Below are 16,827 nucleotides of genomic sequence, written 5' to 3'. Positions count from 1 at the left end.
CTGGGTGAAGCAGGCGCCGCCGAGTTCGCGGTGGGGGACGTTGCCGGTGAGCATGTGTCAGATCGCGGTCCGGTACCTCACCGAGGCCGTCGAGACCCTGACCGCTTGCGCACCGACCCCCGCGAAGGCGCTCCGGACGGCATCGTCGAAGACGTTCGTACCGCTGGACGGGACCCTGCTGCCTCCACGCCTGTCCGGAGGCTCGGGCGTTCCCCAGGGCGTGAGCTCGGTCCGATGCCGCGGCGCCCTTCGGTGCCCACAGGGGTCGGTCGGCCGGTCGTGGGCGGTGGATCGGTCCGTCGCCGCGATGTTTCGAATGTATTGACGAGAGGGGTGCGGATCATTACGTTCGCTCCGAGCACAGATGTTCGCCCAGCGGTCACCTGAGGCTCGGTGCGAGGCGGCACCGGGCGAACACGATGCCGCCACACCCCTGTCAGCACTCCCCAAGGAGAACCTCGTGCGTCGTCTTGTCTCGTCTGCGTCGGCGGCCGTAGCCGTCGCCCTCGCGCTCACTCTCACCGCGTGCAGTGGCTCGTCAACGGACGGGGAGTCCACCTCGGCAGCCTCGGGCAAGGCGGACGGCAAGTTGACGCCCGTCAAGGTCGGCGTCATCCCGATCGTCGATGTCGCGCCCATCTACCTGGGCGTCGAGCAGGGCTTCTTCAAGGACGAGGGCCTCGACGTCAAGCTCGAGCTCGCCCAGGGCGGCGCCGCGATCGTCCCCGCCGTGATGAGCGGCCAGTACCAGTTCGGCTTCAGCAACACCACGTCGCTGCTGCTCGCCTCGAGCCAGGGGCTGCCGCTCAAGGTCCTGACCGCGGGCGCGGTGTCGACCGGCAAGGCGGGTGCCGACTTCGGCGCGGTCGTCGCGATGCCCGACTCGGGGATCAAGAACGCCGCCGACCTCGCCGGCAGGACGGTCGCGGTCAACACGCTCCAGAACATCGGCGACACCACCGTCCGGTCGGTCATCGACAAGGCCGGCGGCGACGCGGACTCGACCAAGTTCGTCGAGATGGGCTTCCCGGACATGCCGGCCGCGGTCAATGACGGCCAGGTCGAAGCCGCATGGATCGTCGAGCCGCACCTGACCCGGGCCGTCCAGGCGGGCGCCGAGGTCGTCAGCTGGAACTTCGCCGACACCGACCCCGACCTGCTGGTCGCGACGTACTTCACCTCCCAGCAGCGTATGGCCGAGGACCCGGAGACGGTGAAGAGCTTCACCGCGGCGATGAAGAAGTCGCTGGAGTACGCCCAGGCCAACCCGGACGCCGTGCGCGCCGTACTGGACAGCTACACCGAGATCGACCCCAAGGTGAAGGACGCCATGAACCTGCCGCGGTTCGTGCCGGACGCCGACCCCGCCGCGATCAAGCGCCTGGCGGACCTCGGCCTCGAGTACGGCATGTTCGACAAGGCCGTCGACACCTCGAAGCTGCTGCCGTGACGTCTTCCTCACGCCGCACCCTCCCCGGCTGGGCCCTGGGCCTGGCCGGGGTCGCGACCCTCCTCGCCGTGCTCGAACTGATACCCCGGGCCGGCCTCGTCGACCGCCGGTTCCTGCCGACGTCGTCGGAGATCATCGCGTCACTCGCGGACCGTGTCGGCACCGGAGAGTTCTGGGTCGCGCTACGGCAGACCGTGACGACCTGGGGGACCGGGCTGGTGATTGCGCTGGTCGCCGGCGTGGTGCTGGGTGTGGTGATCGGTATGGTCCCGTTTCTGCGCGCCGCGACGGCCTCGACGATCGAGTTCTTCCGCCCCGTCCCGTCGGTGGCGCTGATCCCGGTGGCGGTGGTGCTCTACGGCACGGGGATGGCGTCGACACTGCTGCTGGTGGTGTACGCGTCCTTCTGGCAGGTCCTGGTCCAGGTGCTGTCCGGGGTCCAGGACGTCGACCCGGTGGCCTCCGACACGGCTCGCTCGTACCGGTTCTCCCTGTGGACCCGGGTGCGGACCGTGATCTGGCCGACCACACTTCCCTACGCGATGACCGGCCTGCGGCTCGCGGCGTCGGTCGCGCTGATCCTGACCGTGACCGGTGAGCTCCTGATCGGCACGCCCGGCCTGGGATCGCTGATCTCACGTGCTCAGTCCTCGGGCGCGGTGACCTCGATGTACGCGCTCATCGTCGTCACGGGCCTGCTCGGGGTCGCCCTGAACCTGCTGGCCCGGGTCGTGGAGTCGAAAACCCTGTTCTGGCACCCGTCGATCCGAGGGGAGGCGGCGGCATGACCCGTGTCATCCGTCAGGTGCTGTTCGTCGTGGCGCTGCCCGCGGCCCTGCTGTCCGCGTGGTGGCTGCTGACCGTGAACAGCACGTCGTTCTACAACCCGCCGCTGGCCACGATCCTCGGAAAGTTCGACGACACGTGGTTCTCACAGCCGTTCGGTGAATCCCGCTTCGTGCACGACGTGCTGCCGTCGGTGGGCCGGCTGCTCGCAGGCTATGTGCTGGCACTCGTGGCCGGGATCACCCTCGGTGTGGCGATCGGTCTGTCGCGTGCGCTGCGTGCCTACTGCGAGCCGGTGCTGGAGTTCTTCCGGGCGATACCGCCGCCGGTGATGGTGCCGATCCTCATGCTCTTCTTCGGCATCGGCACGTCGATGCGTATCGTGGTCATCGCGACCGGATGCCTGTGGCCGATCCTGCTCAACACCATCGAGGGCGTACGGGGCATCGACCCCGTCCTGCGTGACACCGCGCGGGTCTACCGGCTCGGGCGCGTCTCGACGGTGCGCCATCTGGTGCTCCGTGCCGCGAGCCCGCAGATCGTCACCGGCGCCCGCCAGGCGCTCTCGGTCGGCATCATCCTGATGGTGATCTCCGAGATGTTCACCGCCCGCGACGGTCTCGGCTTCACCGTCGTCTCCTTCCAGCGCGGCTTCGCCATCCCCGAGATGTGGTCCGGCGTGATCATCCTCGGTCTGATCGGCCTGCTGCTGTCCCTCGTCTTCACGGCCGTCAGCAAGACGGTCCTGGCCTGGTACATGGGGTACCGGGCCGCTCAGCGCGGAGGTGCCTGACATGACCAGCCCTGCCGGCACGGCCGAGCACGGCGCACGCCTCGACGTGCGCCGCCTGCGGAAGGTGTACACCGGTCGCGGTGAGCCCGTCGAAGCCATTCGGGAACTGACCTTCGAGGTCAAGGCCGGTGAGCTGGTCTGCGTCGTCGGCCCCTCGGGTGCCGGCAAGACCACGCTGCTGCGCTGCATGGCCGGGCTGATGCCCGCCACGGACGGTCAGGTCGTCCTCGGGGATACGGCGATCTCCGGGCCGCCGCGCGGAATGGCCGTCGTGCTCCAGGAGTACGGCCGGTCGCTGTTCCCCTGGATGACGGTGGCGGAGAACGTCGAGCTGCCGCTGAAGGAGAAAGGACTGCCGAAGGGCGAGCGCAAGCAGAAGGTGAGGGACGCGCTGGAGGCCGTGGGGCTCGCCGACGTCCCCGGCTCGTACCCCTGGCAGCTCTCGGGCGGTATGCAGCAGCGGGTGGCGATCGCGCGAGCCGCGGCGTACGAGCCGCAGGTGCTGCTCATGGACGAGCCGTTCGCCGCGGTCGACGCGCAGACGCGCTTCGATCTGGAGGATCTTGTGCGGTCGCTGTGGCAGCGGCTCGGAGTCACGGTCGTTTTCGTCACGCACGACATCGACGAGGCCATCTATCTGGGCGAACGCGTGCTGGTGTTGTCCGCACGCCCCACCGTCATTCTCGAGGAGGTCCACGTCGACCTGGGGGCCGAGCGCACCCAGCTCACCACGCGCTCGGACCCGGAGTTCGCCCAGCTGCGTACGCACGTGTACGAGCTGGTCCAGGCCGCCAAGCGTGGCGTCCGGACCGTAGAGGAAGCCCACCTCACCCACCCCGCGCACATCGGCGGTGACGCGTGACGACCGAACCGGCCGAGGACGCCGGCGCCTCCCACGGCTCCGGGTTCGTTCAGTCCCTGGAACGCGGCCTCGCCGTGATCCGCGCGTTCGGCGCCGAGCGGCCCACGATGACGCTCAGCGAGGTCGCCCGCGAGACGGGGCTGTCCCGTGCCTCGGCGCGGCGGTTCCTCCACACGTTCGTCGAACTCGGCTACATGGCGTCCGACGGACGGGAGTTCCGGCTCCTGCCCTCGGTCCTCGATCTCGGCTACGCGTACCTGTCGAGCCTGACACTGCCCGAGATCGCGACCCCCTCCCTGCAGGAACTGTCGCGCGCGGTGGACGAGTCGACGTCGGTGGCCGTCCTGGACGGGTCCGACATGGTCTACATCGCCCGCGTGGCCACCCGCCGGATCATGAGTGCCGCCATCCACGTCGGCACACGCTTCCCCGCTTACGCGACATCGATGGGCCGGGTGCTTCTGGCGTACGCCGAGCCGGCTCTCCTGGACGACTATCTCGCGCGGACGCCGCTGGAGCGGCTCACCGCCCGCACGATCACCGATCCCGCCGGTCTGCGTGCGGAGCTCGTGCGCGTACGCGAGCAGGGCTGGGCGCTCGTGGACCAGGAGCTGGAAGAGGGCTTGCGTTCCGTGGCGGCGCCGCTGCGCGACGGCTCGGGCAAGGTCGTCGCCGCCGTGAACGTGTCCGCGCCGGTGCGCCGGGGTGAGGTCGAGGAAATCCTCGAGCACATCCTGCCCTCGCTGCTCAAGGCGGCCGGGGCCATCGAGGCCGACCTGGCCCGACTGCGATAGAGGGACATCATGCAACACGCGTTCGTGTACGACGCCGTCCGCACACCCTTCGGCCGGTACGGCGGCGGCCTCGCCGGCACCCGGCCCGACGACCTCGCGGCGTTGGTCGTGGGGGAACAGGTGCGGCGAGCTCCGGACCTGGACCCGGCAGCCGTCGCCGACGTCATCCTGGGCAATGCGGGCGGAGCCGGGGAGGAGAACCGCGACGTGGCCCGGATGGCCGTGCTGCTCGCCGGCCTTCCGCTCTCCGTCCCGGGGACGACGGTCAACCGGCTGTGCGGTTCGTCGCTCGAGGCCGCGGTACAGGGCGCGCGTGCGGTCGAGTCCGGTGACGCCGACCTCGTCGTGACCGGCGGTGTCGAGTCGATGTCCCGGGCGCCGTGGGTGCTGCCGAAGCCGGAGGGGCCGTATCCCACGGGCGACGCCACGCTGGTCTCGACGACACTGGGCTGGCGCCTGGTCAACCCGCGCATGGACGCCGACTGGACCGTCTCTCTCGGCGAAGCCACCGAGCGGCTTCGGGAGAAATACGGCATCACCCGTGAACGGCAGGACGACTGGGCGCTGCGCAGCCACCGACTCGCGCATCAGGCGTGGGAGGACGGGCGGTACGACGATCAGGTCGTACCCGTCCCCGGAACGACGCTGACCCGCGACGAGTCCATCCGTCCCGGCACGTCCGCCGAACGCCTCGCGGGGCTTGCCCCCTCGTTCCGCACGGATGGCACCGTCACCGCCGGCAACGCGTCACCACTCAACGACGGTGCCGCTGCGGCGCTCATCGGCTCGGAGGCGGCAGCGGCGCTCACCGGCCTCGAACCGCTCGCGCGCATCGCCGGCCGCGCCGTCGTCGCCGGGGAGCCGGTGTACTTCGGGTACGCCCCGGTCGAGGCCGCACGGATCGCGCTGGCCCGGTCGGGGATCACCTGGGCGGACGTGGCCGCCGTCGAGCTCAACGAGGCGTTCGCGGCCCAGACACTCGCGTGCACCGACGCATGGGGTGTCGACGTCGGCATCGTCAACGCGTGGGGTGGCGCACTCGCGCTCGGCCATCCGCTCGGCGCCTCCGGGACGCGTGTTCTCGGCACGCTCGCCCGGCGGCTCGTCGCCACGGGCGACCGCTGGGGCGTGGCAGCCATCTGTATCGGCGTCGGGCAGGGCATGGCCGTCGTGCTGGAGAACGTACGGAACGGAGAGGCTTCGTGACGCACACCGACTTCACGACGACACCCGCCCGGGCCCTGGGCGAGGTCGCCGACGGCTCGACGGTGATGATCGGTGGCTTCGGCCCGGCCGGTCAGCCCGTCGAGCTGGTGGAGGCGCTGCTGGAGCAGGGAACCACCAACCTGGTGATCGTCAGCAACAACGCGGGCAACGGCGACGACCCGCTGGCGCGGCTGATCCAGAAGGGCCGGGTGCGCAAGATCGTGTGCTCGTTCCCCCGACAGGCCGACTCGTGGCACTTCGACACCGCCTTCCGCGCCGGACGCATCGAGCTGGAGCTCGTGCCCCAGGGCACCCTCGCGGAGCGGATCCGCGCGGCGGGGGCGGGGATCGGCGCGTTCTACACGCCCACGGGCTTCGGCACGCCACTCGCGGCGGGCAAGGAGACCAGGAATATCGCCGGCGTCGACCACGTCCTCGAGCTTCCACTGCATGCCGATGTCGCACTCGTACGTGCCCACCGCGCGGACGGGGCCGGGAATCTCGTGTACCGCAAGACGGCGCGGAACTTCGGCCCGGTCATGGCGGCCGCGGCACGGCGCACCGTCGCTCTGGTCGACGAGGTGGTCCCGACCGGCGGGATGGATCCGGAGGCAGTGGTGACACCCGGCATCTACGTCAGCTCCGTCGTCGCCGTCGGAGCCCGTCTGTACGAGGAGGTACCCGCATGACCTCGACCACGACCGGAGCGCTGACGAAGCACCAGCTCGCCGCACGCGTTGCCGCGGACATCCCGCGAGGGTCCTACGTCAATCTCGGGATCGGCCTGCCGACGCTGGTGGCCGACCTGCTCCCCGCCGACGCCGGGATCACCCTCCACACGGAGAACGGCATGCTCGGGATGGGGCCCGCGGCCCGGCCGGAGGAGGTCGACCCCGACCTGGTCAACGCGGGCAAGATCCCGGTGACCGAACTCCCGGGGGCGTCGTACTTCCACCAGGCCGACTCGTTCGCCATGATGCGCGGCGGACACATCGACGTGTGCGTGCTGGGGGCCTTCGAGGTATCGACGACCGGCGACCTGGCGAACTGGTCGACCGGTGAGCCGGACGCCGTGCCCGCCGTCGGCGGAGCCATGGATCTCGCCGTGGGCGCACGCCGCACCGTGGTCATGATGACCCTCCTGACCAAGAAGGGCCGGCCGAAGATCGTCGAGAACTGCACCCTGCCGCTCACGGGCGTGCGGTGCGTCTCGCGCGTCTACACCGACCTGGCGGTGATCGACGTCGGCGACGAGGGGGCCCGCGCCGTCGAGACCTTCGGAATCACACCGGCCGAACTCGAGGACGTGCTCGGCCTAACCCTGGGGAGAACTGAGTGAAGACCGAGCGCACCCGCGTCGCCGTCGTCGGCGGCGGCCCGGCGGGACTACTGCTGTCCCGGCTGCTGCACCGTGACGGCATCGAGCACGTCGTGCTCGAGGCCCGTTCGCGCAAGGAGATAGAGAACACCCACCGTGCGGGCATCCTCGAGGCCGGGGCGGTCGACGCGCTCGTCGGCGCCGGGGCCGCCCGGGTACTGCGCGACGGAGACGAGCACGAGGGCATCGTGCTGCGCTTCGACGGGGAGGACCACCGCATCGACCTCGTCGGGCTGACGGGACGCAGTGTGTGGCTCTACCCCCAGACCGACGTGTTCATCGATCTCGCGGACCGGGCCGCGAGCGAGGGCGTCGACGTGCGCTGGCTGGCCACCGTCACCGACGTCCTCGACCGCGACGGCCGCAACCCGGGCGTACGCTGGACCGACGCGGACGGGGTGGAGCGTGAGCTGCGGGCCGACCTGCTGATCGGCGCGGACGGTTCACGGTCCGTACTGCGGCACACGCTGCCCGAGTCCGAGCGGCGCACCTACGCACACGCGTACCCGTACGCGTGGTTCGGCGTCATCGTCGAGGCTCCGCAGAGCGCCCCGGAGCTTGTGTACGCCGCCTCCGACCGGGGGTTCGCACTCATCAGCCAGCGCACCCCCACCCGGCAGCGCCATTACTTCCAGTGCGATCCCGACGAGAACCCGGACACGTGGGACGACGCACGGATCTGGGGGGAGCTGCAGGCCCGCGTTGCCGGACCCGACGGCTTCACACTCGCCGAGGGACCCGTCGTCGAGAAGACGGTCCTGCGGTTCCGGTCCTCCGTCGTCGAGCCCGTGCGGCACGGCCGCAGCCTGCTCGTCGGTGACGCCGCGCACACCGTCCCGCCGACCGGCGCGAAGGGTCTCAACCTGGCCATCGCCGATGTCGTCGTGCTCCACGACGTGCTGACCGACTGGTTCCGCACGGGCGACGACGCCACGCTCGCCGCGTACGGCCGGCGTGTGTCGGAGCGGGTCTGGCGGGCGCAGCACTTCTCGTCCTGGATGAGCCGCATGCTGCACTCCGCAGCGGACGAGTCACCGTTCGAGGCCCGCCGCCGGGTCGCCGAATTGCGCACGCTGTGCGCGTCGGAGGCCGGACGGCGACACCTTGCCGAGGGATACACGGGCTGGGGCCCGATCACCGTACCGAAGGACCGATGAGCGACGAGGGCGTCCCGATCAGCGCCGTGCCGGACGCCTCCGCCGACAGCCGGGACCGGATCGGCAAGGAGGTCCAGGACGGCACGAGGCGTACGCGGACGGCCGCTCGCGGGGCGAGGCCGGAGGAGCTCTCTTCGCTCGCCCGAGGGATGTCGATGCTCGCGCTTCTGCAGCGCTGTGCCACGGGCAACGCCGCGCGAACGGACAACTTCAGACGTCGTCTCAGTCGATGTGAGGGCTGCGCCGCTCGACCAGGACTACCCCGCGTCGGCGGCCGTGCTGCTTGCCGATGCGCTCACGGGTGCCCAGGACCGCGGACGCCGGCCCGCTCGTGCAGCGCAGGGCCGGCCGTGTTCTCGGGGAGGATGCCGACTGGATCGTCCGGATCCCGTGCGCCTCGGGCGACCCGATGAGCGCCTTCGGCAGCGACGACGCGACGCCACGCCCGCGGGCGCCGGGGCGGACGTGGACGTGGACGGAGTGCTCAACGATCCCGGCGTACGCGCACCGGCCGGAGACCTTCGTCGCCGCGACCCGGCCCAGCACCGTGGCGTCCTCGTCCACGCCCGGCGAAGCGGTGGGCAGGCCGCTTCGCGGCGTCGAACGCCTCCCAGCCGGGCGCGCTGGTTTTGAACGTGGTGTTGCCCTCGTCGATCCCGGCCCGGTAGATCGCCAGGACCTGTGCCGCATGCTCGGCGGTCAGCGGCACGATCGCGGCGCCGGCCGCACCGCGCTCGGTGTTCGTGCCGGTCATGCGGCGGAGCGCAGGGTCAGCAGCTGCCCCATGGCGGCGAGCACGGACGGCTCGACCCGGTAGTACACCCACGTGCCGCGCCGCTCGGAGGTGAGCAGCCCGGCCTCCTTGAGCTTCTTCAGGTGGTGGGAAACCGTCGGCTGCGACACCCCCACATCGGAGATGTCGCAGACACACGCCTCCCCGCCCTCGTGCGAGGCGACGAGCGAGAACAGACGCAGTCGCACCGGGTCACCGAGAGCCTTGAACATGCGGGCCGCCGTCTCCGCCTCCTCGGCGGAGAACGGCCGCTCGGTCAGGGGCGGGCAGCACGGCGCGGCGCCCTGTCCGGCGGGCTCGATCAGCGGCAGCGCCCTCGTGTTCGACATACATCTATGTTGGCACACGTCGAAGCAGGTCGGGGAGGTCGGTTCGCGGGAGATGCGCCGTCAGGCGGCGGGCGATCCGGGCGGCGTCCCGTCCCACTGTCTCCCCCCGGTGTCGCGGGCGACCCGAGGTGTCCAGGGTGCCGGGCGGTTGGCCGGACAGGGAGGATCGGGACCGGCTCGCGGTCGGCGACCGCGGCGCGGGTGATGATCGCGAGTTCGGTGGCGATCCGCGCAGCGGCGTTTCCCACCCCTGCGACGACCACCCGCCGACCGGCGAAGGGATCGGCGCGGTCGGTGGGTCCGTCAGGGCGGCGCGGCCGGTGGGTCCGTCAGGGCGGCGGGGTGCTCAGATGGTGACGACGAGCTTGCCCAGGGGGTGCCCCTGCCTCAGGTGGCGGATGGCCATGGGCGCCTCGGCGAGGGGGTAGGTGCGGTCGACGACCGGGGTGATCCGGGCTTTCTCGGTGAGGTCCTTCAGGGTCAGGAGGTCCTCGCGGCGGGTGAGGGAGACGAGGTTGCGGAGGTTCTGGGCGGTGAAGGGGGAGAGCAGGACGGCCCGCAGGCCACGGCTCATGCCGCCGAGGAAGCCGCTTCCGCCCTCGCCGCCGACGATGACGAGTGTGCCGCGTGGGGTGAGGGCGCGGCGAAGTACGGGCAGTGGCCGAAGTCCCGCGTTGTCGACGATGATGTCGAAGCGGTGCGGGCTGTCGGTGATGTCCTCGCGCGTGTAGTCGATGACGTGGGTGGCGCCCAGGGACCGGACGAGGTCCGCGCCGGCGGGACCGCAGACACCGGTGACCTCGGCGCCGTACATCGTGGCGAGCTGGACGGCGTACGTTCCCACGCCGCCGGACGCGCCGATGACGAGGACGCGCTGGCCGGGCCGGGGGCGGGAGGTGCCGCTGAGGGCCTGCAGGGCGGTCATGCCGGAGACGGGGAGGGCAGCGGCCTGCTCGAACGTGAGGTCGGCGGGCTTGAGTACGATCCTGTCGGCCTTGGCGCGCGCATACTCGGCGAAGGACCCCTCGCAGTTGCCGAACACCTCGTCCCCCGGCTCGAAGCCGGTCACCTTCGCCCCGACCGCTTCGACCCGCCCGGCCCCGTCCCAGCCCCGGACGGGATTCTTGGGCCTGCGCAGTCCGAGAGCGATCCGGGCCACGTACGGCTTGCCCGTCATCGTGTGCCACACCTCGGGCCCCACACCGGCGGCGCGCATCTCGACGAGCACCTCGTCGTCGCCCGGTACGGGAACGCCGATATCACGCAGGCTCAGGAGACCCTCCGACCCGTACGCGTCCTGAACGATCGCCTTCATGGTCATAGCTCCCCTTCGCGGTCCCCGACGCCGTGCAACCGGTGTTGCGCTGAGCATCCCGCTCACTCCGAGCATCCCGACGGATCGGAGGTCTGCCCAGATTCCTGAGAACGGTTGTGGGTCCGGGCGCGATGAGTTTTCCTACGGCGGACGCCCGACAGATCGACGACACGGCGTGCGTCGGCGTCGGCTGAACCCGAGTTCGACCGACGCCGGCGACGATGACGACGGGGCAGTCCGGTCTCGCCCCTGGTCAGTTGGCTCCGCGCCGAGCGTATCGGCGCTCGAAACGCTCGACTCGCCCGGCGGTGTCCAACGGGTAGGGGGTCGGGGGCGGAGCGGCGGGAGGTCAGCGTTCCTCGCGGAAGTCGACGTGGCGCCGGGCGATCGGGGCGTACGTGCTGCAGCACCCCGCGGTCGGGGTCGTTGCGGCGGTTCTTGCGGGCGACGTCCGTGCAGCCGGTTCCCGCGGTGGGGCGGAGTCTGATGATCGGGCGTACTTCGTTGCGAGCCATGAGGACCTCCGGGTGTGATCGGTGAGCGAGGCGGACGATGTAGGAAAATGGATGTCATTGAGATGGGAGCCCTCGCGCGGGCCTGCTCGGTGGTGCCGGTGCTCGCCGCGACGGATCCTGGGGGCATGGAAGACGTCCTCGCGTATGTCGCCGCCGGCCTGGTGGGGCTGTGGGGGGTTTCGCATGCGATCCCGGTCCGGGCCGTCGTCGCCGGATTCGGGGAGATCTCTGCCGACAACCGTCGCGTGCCGGGCCAGGAGTGGCTGGCTGAGGCGGTGACCATGTGGTCTCTCGCCGCGTTGGTCATCGTCGTCACCGCGGTCGGTGGCGGGACGTCCACGGCCGACTGGGCATACCGTGTGATTGCGGGAACGCTGCTCGTCCTCGTGGCCTTGACGGCGGTTACCGGCGCCCGCACGAACGTCGTCTGGTTCAAGATCTGCCCGGTGCTGCTCACCGTCTCGGCGGTACTCCTGCTGGTTGCCGGACTCGGACAGACCGCGGCCCCGCAGAACATCACGGTGGCTCGCCGTGTCACGCGCCTTGGGCTTCAGGCCCCCGCAGGGGGCGCTCCGTGCAACGGGAGCAAGGATGCGACGCATTCTCGTCATCGACAGTCACCCGGACGTCGGCAGTTGCTGCCACACGCGTACGTCGGGGTGTGGGTGACCGCTGACGGCTTCATCCGCCAGGAACTGCTGCCGAACGGCCGTTACGACGAGGCCTGGGGCGCCCCCCGACAGCCGCCGGAGCGCCTGCACCGGCCGTTACACCGTCACCGGCAGCCACCTCGACCACGTCGACGACACCGGCTTCACCGCCACCGGTGACGTCCGCGACGGTGCTCTTCCACGAGCACCTCGTGCTCTACCGCGAGGTTGACCCCCGCAGGCCAGGCGGGGGCCCGACCGTGACCGCAGCGGGCCGCAGGTGACCTGAGTGGTCACCAACAGGCCGGCTGGGCGAGCTGGTCTGCCACCAGGGGCCGTACGAGTTCGCTGTGAGCGGATCGTCGAGCGCGGACGGAGTGGGGGACGACCCGGAGGCCGGTGCGAACTGGCGCGAGAAGGTCCTCACCGAGCCGGTACGCACCCTGAGCGCCCGCATGCCCGGCCCGTCATGACGGAGGCCCGGCACGCGGGCGGGGAATCAGCCCGCACACCGTCGGCACCCGGTGCGGCAGGGCGCCTGACGTGCCTGTCGAGCGCGAGGGTCGCCGCCGTCACGGCGGCGACCCGGGAGCGTCAACGAGGTCTTCCCGGAGGGGCGGGGGACGACGCGCCGTGGGCCGTCATCGGTTCCGCCCCTCCGTTGGTGGCTGGTCCCCTCAGGCGCGGGTCCAGCGCTGGTTGCCGCCGTTCGTGCAGGAGTAGAGCTGGATCAGGGTTCCGTTGGAGGTGCCGGCTCCGACGGCGTCGAGGCAGAGGCCGGACTGGACGCCGGTGATGGATCCGTCGGAGTTGAGGCGCCACTTCTGGTTGTCGCCGCCCCAGCAGCTGTAGATCTGGACCTTGGCGCCGTTGCCGGTACCGGCGGCGTCCAGGCACTTGTTGCCGTAGACCCTGAGCTCACCGGAGTCGGTGTACGTCCACTGCTGGTTGGTGCCGGTGTGGCAGTCCCACAGCTGGACCTGGGTGCCGTCGGTGGTGCTTGCGCTGGGCACGTCCACGCAGCGGCCCGAAGCCACGCCCTTGATCGTGTCGCCGTCCCCGGGCGGCGGTGTGGTGGAGCCGCCGCCGTTGAGTGCGTCGAGGACGGCGGTGTAGGCGGCCTTCTTGCTGCCGTCGTTGTTGAACAGCAGCGGTGACTGCTCCGATCGCCAGGAGTCGCTGTCGCGCACACCCCAGACGGTGATGCCGAGGCAGCGCGGGACGGCCAGGCAGTCGTTGGTCACGTTGGCGTAGGTCGAGGCCGGGGCGCCCTGGATGTCGAGTTCGGTGATGGCCACGTCGACGCCGAGGGCGGCGAAGTTCTGCAGGGTGGTGCGGAAGTTGCTGTTGTAGGGGCTGCCGCTGTTGAAGTGCGACTGGAAGCCGACGCAGTCGATCGGCACGCCGCGCTGCTTGAAGTCACGGACCATGGAGTACATGGCCTGGGTCTTGGCCCAGGTCCAGTCCTCGACGTTGTAGTCGTTGTAGCAGAGCTTGGCCGCCGGGTCGGCGGCACGCGCGGTGCGGAAGGCGACCTCGATCCAGTCGTTGCCGGTGCGCTGCAGGTTGGAGTCCCGCCGGGCTCCCGAACTGCCGTCGGCGAAGGCCTCGTTCACGACGTCCCACTGGGCGATCTTGCCCTTGTAGTGGGCCATCACGCCGTTGATGTGGTCGATCATCGCCTGGCGCAGGGTGCTGCCGCTGAGGTTCTGCATCCAGCCGGGCTGCTGGGAGTGCCAGGCCAGGGTGTGGCCGCGCACCTGCTTGCCGTTCTGCACCGCCCAGTTGTAGACGCGGTCGGCGGCGCTGAAGTTGAACTGGCCGCGCTGTGGTTCGGTGGCGTCGATCTTCATCTCGTTCTCGGCCGTCACCGAGTTGAACTCACGGTTCGCGATCGAGGTGTACGTCGAGTCGCCCAGTCTGCCCGAGGCGATGGCAACGCCGAAGTAACGGCCGCTCTGCGCCGCCGCGGCGCCGAGCGTGCTCTCGGCGGCCTGAGCGGGTGGCGGCGCGACCAGCGCGGTGACCAGGCCGAGGACGCCGGCGACCAGCGCCAGCAGCAGGCCGCGGATCCTCCGGCGGACAACGGGTGGCCGGGGAAGGGCGTACGAGCCCATGACTGTGCCTCCAAGGTAGACATCACGGAAGGACTGATGGTGCGGGGGAGTGCGTCGTCCGCCGTCGTGCGGCAACGGACGGATGGAGCGGGCCGGAGCCCGGGCAGCACGGCATCACCGGACACCGCGGTCATGGGACCGGGACGATCTGGTTCGACATATCGATCTGTGGCCGGTTGTTCGACAGGAATGATTGAGGTGTTGAAGATGCATCGTCAATACTCGTCGCAGAAAAACTTTCTGCCTGTTATTCGAAACTTTCGCCCGCGTGGGGGGAGTTGGGCGGTAAACCGCCAGTGGCGCACCCGGCGGGCGTCGTAGGGTCGGAGCCGGGATCATGGACGTCTCGCCCTGTCTTTGGTCGGCATGAAGTGCGACGTCCGCTGCGTAGGTTCCAGTGAATGTTTCGGCATCAACATCGACGCATGCGTGAGGTATTGACGTCGTTCACCGGCTCCCTATCATTCAGGATGCTCGATACGTCGACCTTTGTTCGACATGACGAACGAGTCGCGTTGCTCCATCGCCCAGCAGGGCACCTCCAGGTCGTTCGGATCGCACCACTCGAACGCAGAGCCGCAAAGGAGTCGCATTCCAGGCATGTGTCATGAGCTCGACAATTCCTGGCGTCGACCTCTTCGACAGTCCGGGCAACCTCCGACGAGGCCGGCCGGAACCGCCACTCAAGGTTGAGGAAATTCCCATGCGCAGAGGAAGTCTCACCCGCGGGCATCCGTCCGCGGTGCTCGCCGCCGTGGTCGCGGCACTGGCCGCACTGGCGGCCATGCTCGTCGCCACCCCGGCTCAGGCAGCCACCACTGGCGCCTTGCGCGGTGTCGGTTCGGACCGGTGTCTCGACGTGTCGGGTGCCGGCCAGACCGACGGCACCTACCTGCAGATCTACGACTGCTGGAACGGAACCAACCAGCAGTGGACCTTGACGGACGCCAACCAGCTGACCGTGTACGGCAACAAGTGCCTGGACGTACCCGGCCACGCCACCACGGCCGGTACCCGGGTGCAGATCTGGTCCTGTTCCGGCGGCGCGAACCAGCAGTGGCGGGTGAACGCCGACGGCACGGTCGTCGGTGTGCAGTCCGGTCTGTGTCTGGACGTGAAGGACAACGGCACGGCCAACGGCACGGCGGTGCAGCTGTGGACGTGCAACGGCGGCAGCAATCAGAAGTGGAGCGGCCTGACCGGGACGCCGCCGACGGACGGCACCTGTGCCCTTCCGTCGACGTACCGCTGGAGCTCGACGGGTGTGCTGGCGCAGCCGGCGAACGGGTGGGCCGCGGTGAAGGACTTCACCACCGTGACGCACAACGGCAGGCACCTGGTCTACGCGTCGAACGTGTCGGGCTCGTCGTACGGCTCGATGATGTTCAGCCCCTTCACCAACTGGTCGGACATGGCGTCGGCCGGCCAGACCGGGATGAGCCAGGCCGCGGTGGCGCCCACCCTGTTCTACTTCGCGCCCAAGAACATCTGGGTGCTGGCCTACCAGTGGGGTGCGTGGCCCTTCATCTACCGCACGTCGAGCGACCCCACCAACCCCAACGGCTGGTCCTCCCCGCAGCCGCTGTTCACCGGAAGCATCTCCGGCTCCGACACCGGCCCGATCGACCAGACCCTGATCGCCGACGGCCAGAACATGTACCTGTTCTTCGCCGGTGACAACGGCAAGATCTACCGGGCGAGCATGCCGATCGGGAACTTCCCCGGGAACTTCGGCTCCTCGTACACGACGATCATGAGCGACACGAAGGCCAACCTGTTCGAGGGCGTACAGGTCTACAAGGTGCAGGGCCAGAACCAGTACCTCATGATCGTCGAGGCGATGGGCGCGAACGGGCGTTACTTCCGCTCCTTCACGGCCTCCAGCCTCAACGGGTCGTGGACCCCGCAGGCCGCCAGTGAGAGCAACCCCTTCGCGGGCAAGGCCAACAGCGGTGCCACCTGGACCAACGACATCAGCCACGGTGACCTGGTCCGTAACAACCCCGACCAGACCATGACCATCGACCCCTGCAACCTGCAGCTCCTCTACCAGGGCAAGGACCCCAACGCGGGCGGTGAGTACAACCGACTGCCGTGGCGGCCGGGTGTCCTCACCCTGCGACGCTGACCTTCCCGACACCGGTGAGCGTGAGGAGGTGCGGCCCGCAGGAGCAGCGGACGACGCGGGACGCACCTCCGGCACCCGCTTCAGGTGGACGGGCGTGGACTGTTGCGGGCATTGCCTGGCCGCATGACGGGGCCGTCCGACAAGATGTGTTCATGCCTGATGCACTTGAAGTCGAGTTGGCGGGAGCGGTGTTACGGCTGGAGCTGTCCGATGTGGGGGAGCCCGCGCCGGATGCCGGCCCGTTGGAGGACGACGAACATGCGCCGGATCTCCCGGAGGGTTTCGGCACGGTGACGCCGGTGTCCGCGCGGCGCGGTCGCGCCGCGGTGGTGGCCACCGAAGGGCTGCGGCTCATGCTCAGCCCGCTGGGGCCGTTGCTGGAGGAGGTGCACCGTGCGGTCACCTGCGTTCCCGAGCCGCCCCAGCAACTGTCGGTCACCTTCGGAGTCCAGGTGGGGCAGGACCTCAAACTGGGCATCGTGGGCGCGAACGGCCATGCCACGATGACGGTTTCGGCCACCTGGGACGCCGGCGACACCCGGGGGAACTGACGG

Annotated in this window: 15 protein-coding genes and 3 pseudogenes; 13 read left to right on the top strand and 5 right to left on the bottom strand. The window is 69.9% G+C overall.

Annotated elements, in window-relative coordinates:
* The first annotated feature begins 460 nt into the window (after positions 1-460).
* From ACIF9R_RS28210 to ACIF9R_RS28170, 9 genes are read left to right on the top strand one after another with little or no spacing between them, the layout of a single operon-like run.
* Positions 461-1,450, top strand: a complete 990-nt coding sequence (locus tag ACIF9R_RS28210) for an ABC transporter substrate-binding protein (RefSeq protein ID WP_399985194.1) — start codon at positions 461-463, stop codon at positions 1,448-1,450.
* Positions 1,447-2,238, top strand: a complete 792-nt coding sequence (locus ACIF9R_RS28205; protein ID WP_399985193.1) for an ABC transporter permease — start codon at positions 1,447-1,449, stop codon at positions 2,236-2,238. The genes ACIF9R_RS28210 and ACIF9R_RS28205 overlap by 4 nt, the downstream gene beginning before the upstream one ends.
* Positions 2,235-3,029, top strand: a complete 795-nt coding sequence (locus ACIF9R_RS28200; RefSeq protein ID WP_399985192.1) for an ABC transporter permease — start codon at positions 2,235-2,237, stop codon at positions 3,027-3,029. The genes ACIF9R_RS28205 and ACIF9R_RS28200 overlap by 4 nt, the downstream gene beginning before the upstream one ends.
* Position 3,030: 1 nt before the next feature.
* Positions 3,031-3,891 carry an ABC transporter ATP-binding protein gene (locus tag ACIF9R_RS28195; protein ID WP_399985191.1) on the top strand — a complete coding sequence of 287 codons (861 nt, stop codon included), beginning with the start codon at positions 3,031-3,033 and terminating at the stop codon, positions 3,889-3,891.
* Complete coding sequence (locus ACIF9R_RS28190; protein ID WP_399985190.1) at positions 3,888-4,685, top strand: IclR family transcriptional regulator C-terminal domain-containing protein; 798 nt, start codon at positions 3,888-3,890, stop codon at positions 4,683-4,685. The genes ACIF9R_RS28195 and ACIF9R_RS28190 overlap by 4 nt, the downstream gene beginning before the upstream one ends.
* A 9-nt stretch (positions 4,686-4,694) precedes the next feature.
* Positions 4,695-5,891 carry a thiolase family protein gene (locus tag ACIF9R_RS28185; RefSeq protein WP_399985189.1) on the top strand — a complete coding sequence of 399 codons (1,197 nt, stop codon included), beginning with the start codon at positions 4,695-4,697 and terminating at the stop codon, positions 5,889-5,891.
* Positions 5,888-6,580, top strand: coding sequence for a 3-oxoacid CoA-transferase subunit A (locus tag ACIF9R_RS28180; RefSeq protein WP_399985188.1), 693 nt, complete (start codon positions 5,888-5,890; stop codon positions 6,578-6,580). Before ACIF9R_RS28185 ends, ACIF9R_RS28180 begins: the two co-directional genes overlap by 4 nt.
* Entirely contained in the window at positions 6,577-7,230 is a 654-nt protein-coding gene (locus tag ACIF9R_RS28175) for a 3-oxoacid CoA-transferase subunit B (protein ID WP_399985187.1), read from the top strand. Before ACIF9R_RS28180 ends, ACIF9R_RS28175 begins: the two co-directional genes overlap by 4 nt.
* Positions 7,227-8,426 carry a 4-hydroxybenzoate 3-monooxygenase gene (locus tag ACIF9R_RS28170; protein WP_399985186.1) on the top strand — a complete coding sequence of 400 codons (1,200 nt, stop codon included), beginning with the start codon at positions 7,227-7,229 and terminating at the stop codon, positions 8,424-8,426. Before ACIF9R_RS28175 ends, ACIF9R_RS28170 begins: the two co-directional genes overlap by 4 nt.
* Before the next feature lie 222 nt (positions 8,427-8,648).
* On the opposite strand, the pseudogene ACIF9R_RS28165 reads toward ACIF9R_RS28170, so the two are convergent.
* From ACIF9R_RS28165 to rpmG, 4 genes and pseudogenes are all read right to left on the bottom strand, one after another.
* Positions 8,649-9,180 (bottom strand): annotated as a pseudogene (locus tag ACIF9R_RS28165) (GNAT family N-acetyltransferase).
* Positions 9,177-9,548 (bottom strand): ArsR/SmtB family transcription factor, encoded by a 372-nt coding sequence (locus ACIF9R_RS28160; RefSeq protein ID WP_399985185.1) that lies wholly within the window; start codon positions 9,546-9,548, stop codon positions 9,177-9,179. Before ACIF9R_RS28160 ends, ACIF9R_RS28165 begins: the two are co-directional and overlap by 4 nt.
* A 346-nt stretch (positions 9,549-9,894) precedes the next feature.
* On the bottom strand, positions 9,895-10,863 hold the full coding sequence (locus tag ACIF9R_RS28155; RefSeq protein ID WP_399985184.1) for an NAD(P)-dependent alcohol dehydrogenase: 969 nt from the start codon (positions 10,861-10,863) through the stop codon (positions 9,895-9,897).
* A 349-nt stretch (positions 10,864-11,212) separates the two neighbouring features.
* Positions 11,213-11,378: pseudogene (rpmG, locus tag ACIF9R_RS28150) on the bottom strand (50S ribosomal protein L33).
* 635 nt (positions 11,379-12,013) lie between these two features.
* Here rpmG and ACIF9R_RS28145 point away from each other — a divergent pair.
* Together ACIF9R_RS28145 and ACIF9R_RS28140 are read left to right on the top strand one after the other, a co-directional pair.
* A pseudogene (locus ACIF9R_RS28145) lies at positions 12,014-12,312 on the top strand (Atu4866 domain-containing protein).
* Positions 12,313-12,378: 66 nt separating this feature from the next.
* Positions 12,379-12,501: a hypothetical protein gene (locus ACIF9R_RS28140; RefSeq protein WP_399985183.1), complete on the top strand. Its 123-nt coding sequence runs from the start codon at positions 12,379-12,381 to the stop codon at positions 12,499-12,501.
* A 204-nt stretch (positions 12,502-12,705) separates the two neighbouring features.
* Here the strand turns inward: ACIF9R_RS28140 and ACIF9R_RS28135 are convergent, their stop codons facing one another.
* Complete coding sequence (locus tag ACIF9R_RS28135) at positions 12,706-14,145, bottom strand: endo-1,4-beta-xylanase (RefSeq protein WP_399985182.1); 1,440 nt, start codon at positions 14,143-14,145, stop codon at positions 12,706-12,708.
* 703 nt (positions 14,146-14,848) lie between these two features.
* Here ACIF9R_RS28135 and ACIF9R_RS28130 point away from each other — a divergent pair.
* Both ACIF9R_RS28130 and ACIF9R_RS28125 read left to right on the top strand, forming a co-directional pair.
* Positions 14,849-16,273 carry a non-reducing end alpha-L-arabinofuranosidase family hydrolase gene (locus tag ACIF9R_RS28130; protein ID WP_399985181.1) on the top strand — a complete coding sequence of 475 codons (1,425 nt, stop codon included), beginning with the start codon at positions 14,849-14,851 and terminating at the stop codon, positions 16,271-16,273.
* Positions 16,274-16,425: 152 nt separating this feature from the next.
* Entirely contained in the window at positions 16,426-16,824 is a 399-nt protein-coding gene (locus ACIF9R_RS28125; protein ID WP_399985180.1) for a CU044_2847 family protein, read from the top strand.
* Positions 16,825-16,827 lie beyond the last annotated feature (3 nt).

The sequence above is a fragment of the Streptomyces sp. NPDC086080 genome, assembly GCF_044540255.1.
Taxonomy (GTDB): Bacteria; Actinomycetota; Actinomycetes; order Streptomycetales; family Streptomycetaceae; genus Streptomyces.
The sequence above is the reverse complement of the archived record's forward strand: the minus strand, read 5'-3'. Positions and strand labels throughout refer to the sequence as shown.

Bases quoted from the DNA above. Each gene is read 5' to 3' on its own strand.
- ACIF9R_RS28160 (WP_399985185.1), bottom strand. From the start codon at position 9,548: ATGTCGAACACGAGGGCGCTGCCGCTGATCGAGCCCGCCGGACAGGGC.
- ACIF9R_RS28185 (WP_399985189.1), top strand. From the start codon at position 4,695: ATGCAACACGCGTTCGTGTACGACGCCGTCCGCACACCCTTCGGCCGG.
- ACIF9R_RS28130 (WP_399985181.1), top strand. From the start codon at position 14,849: ATGCGCAGAGGAAGTCTCACCCGCGGGCATCCGTCCGCGGTGCTCGCC.
- ACIF9R_RS28135 (WP_399985182.1), bottom strand. From the start codon at position 14,145: ATGGGCTCGTACGCCCTTCCCCGGCCACCCGTTGTCCGCCGGAGGATC.
- ACIF9R_RS28155 (WP_399985184.1), bottom strand. From the start codon at position 10,863: ATGAAGGCGATCGTTCAGGACGCGTACGGGTCGGAGGGTCTCCTGAGC.
- ACIF9R_RS28200 (WP_399985192.1), top strand. From the start codon at position 2,235: ATGACCCGTGTCATCCGTCAGGTGCTGTTCGTCGTGGCGCTGCCCGCG.
- ACIF9R_RS28175 (WP_399985187.1), top strand. From the start codon at position 6,577: ATGACCTCGACCACGACCGGAGCGCTGACGAAGCACCAGCTCGCCGCA.
- ACIF9R_RS28125 (WP_399985180.1), top strand. From the start codon at position 16,426: ATGCCTGATGCACTTGAAGTCGAGTTGGCGGGAGCGGTGTTACGGCTG.
- ACIF9R_RS28195 (WP_399985191.1), top strand. From the start codon at position 3,031: ATGACCAGCCCTGCCGGCACGGCCGAGCACGGCGCACGCCTCGACGTG.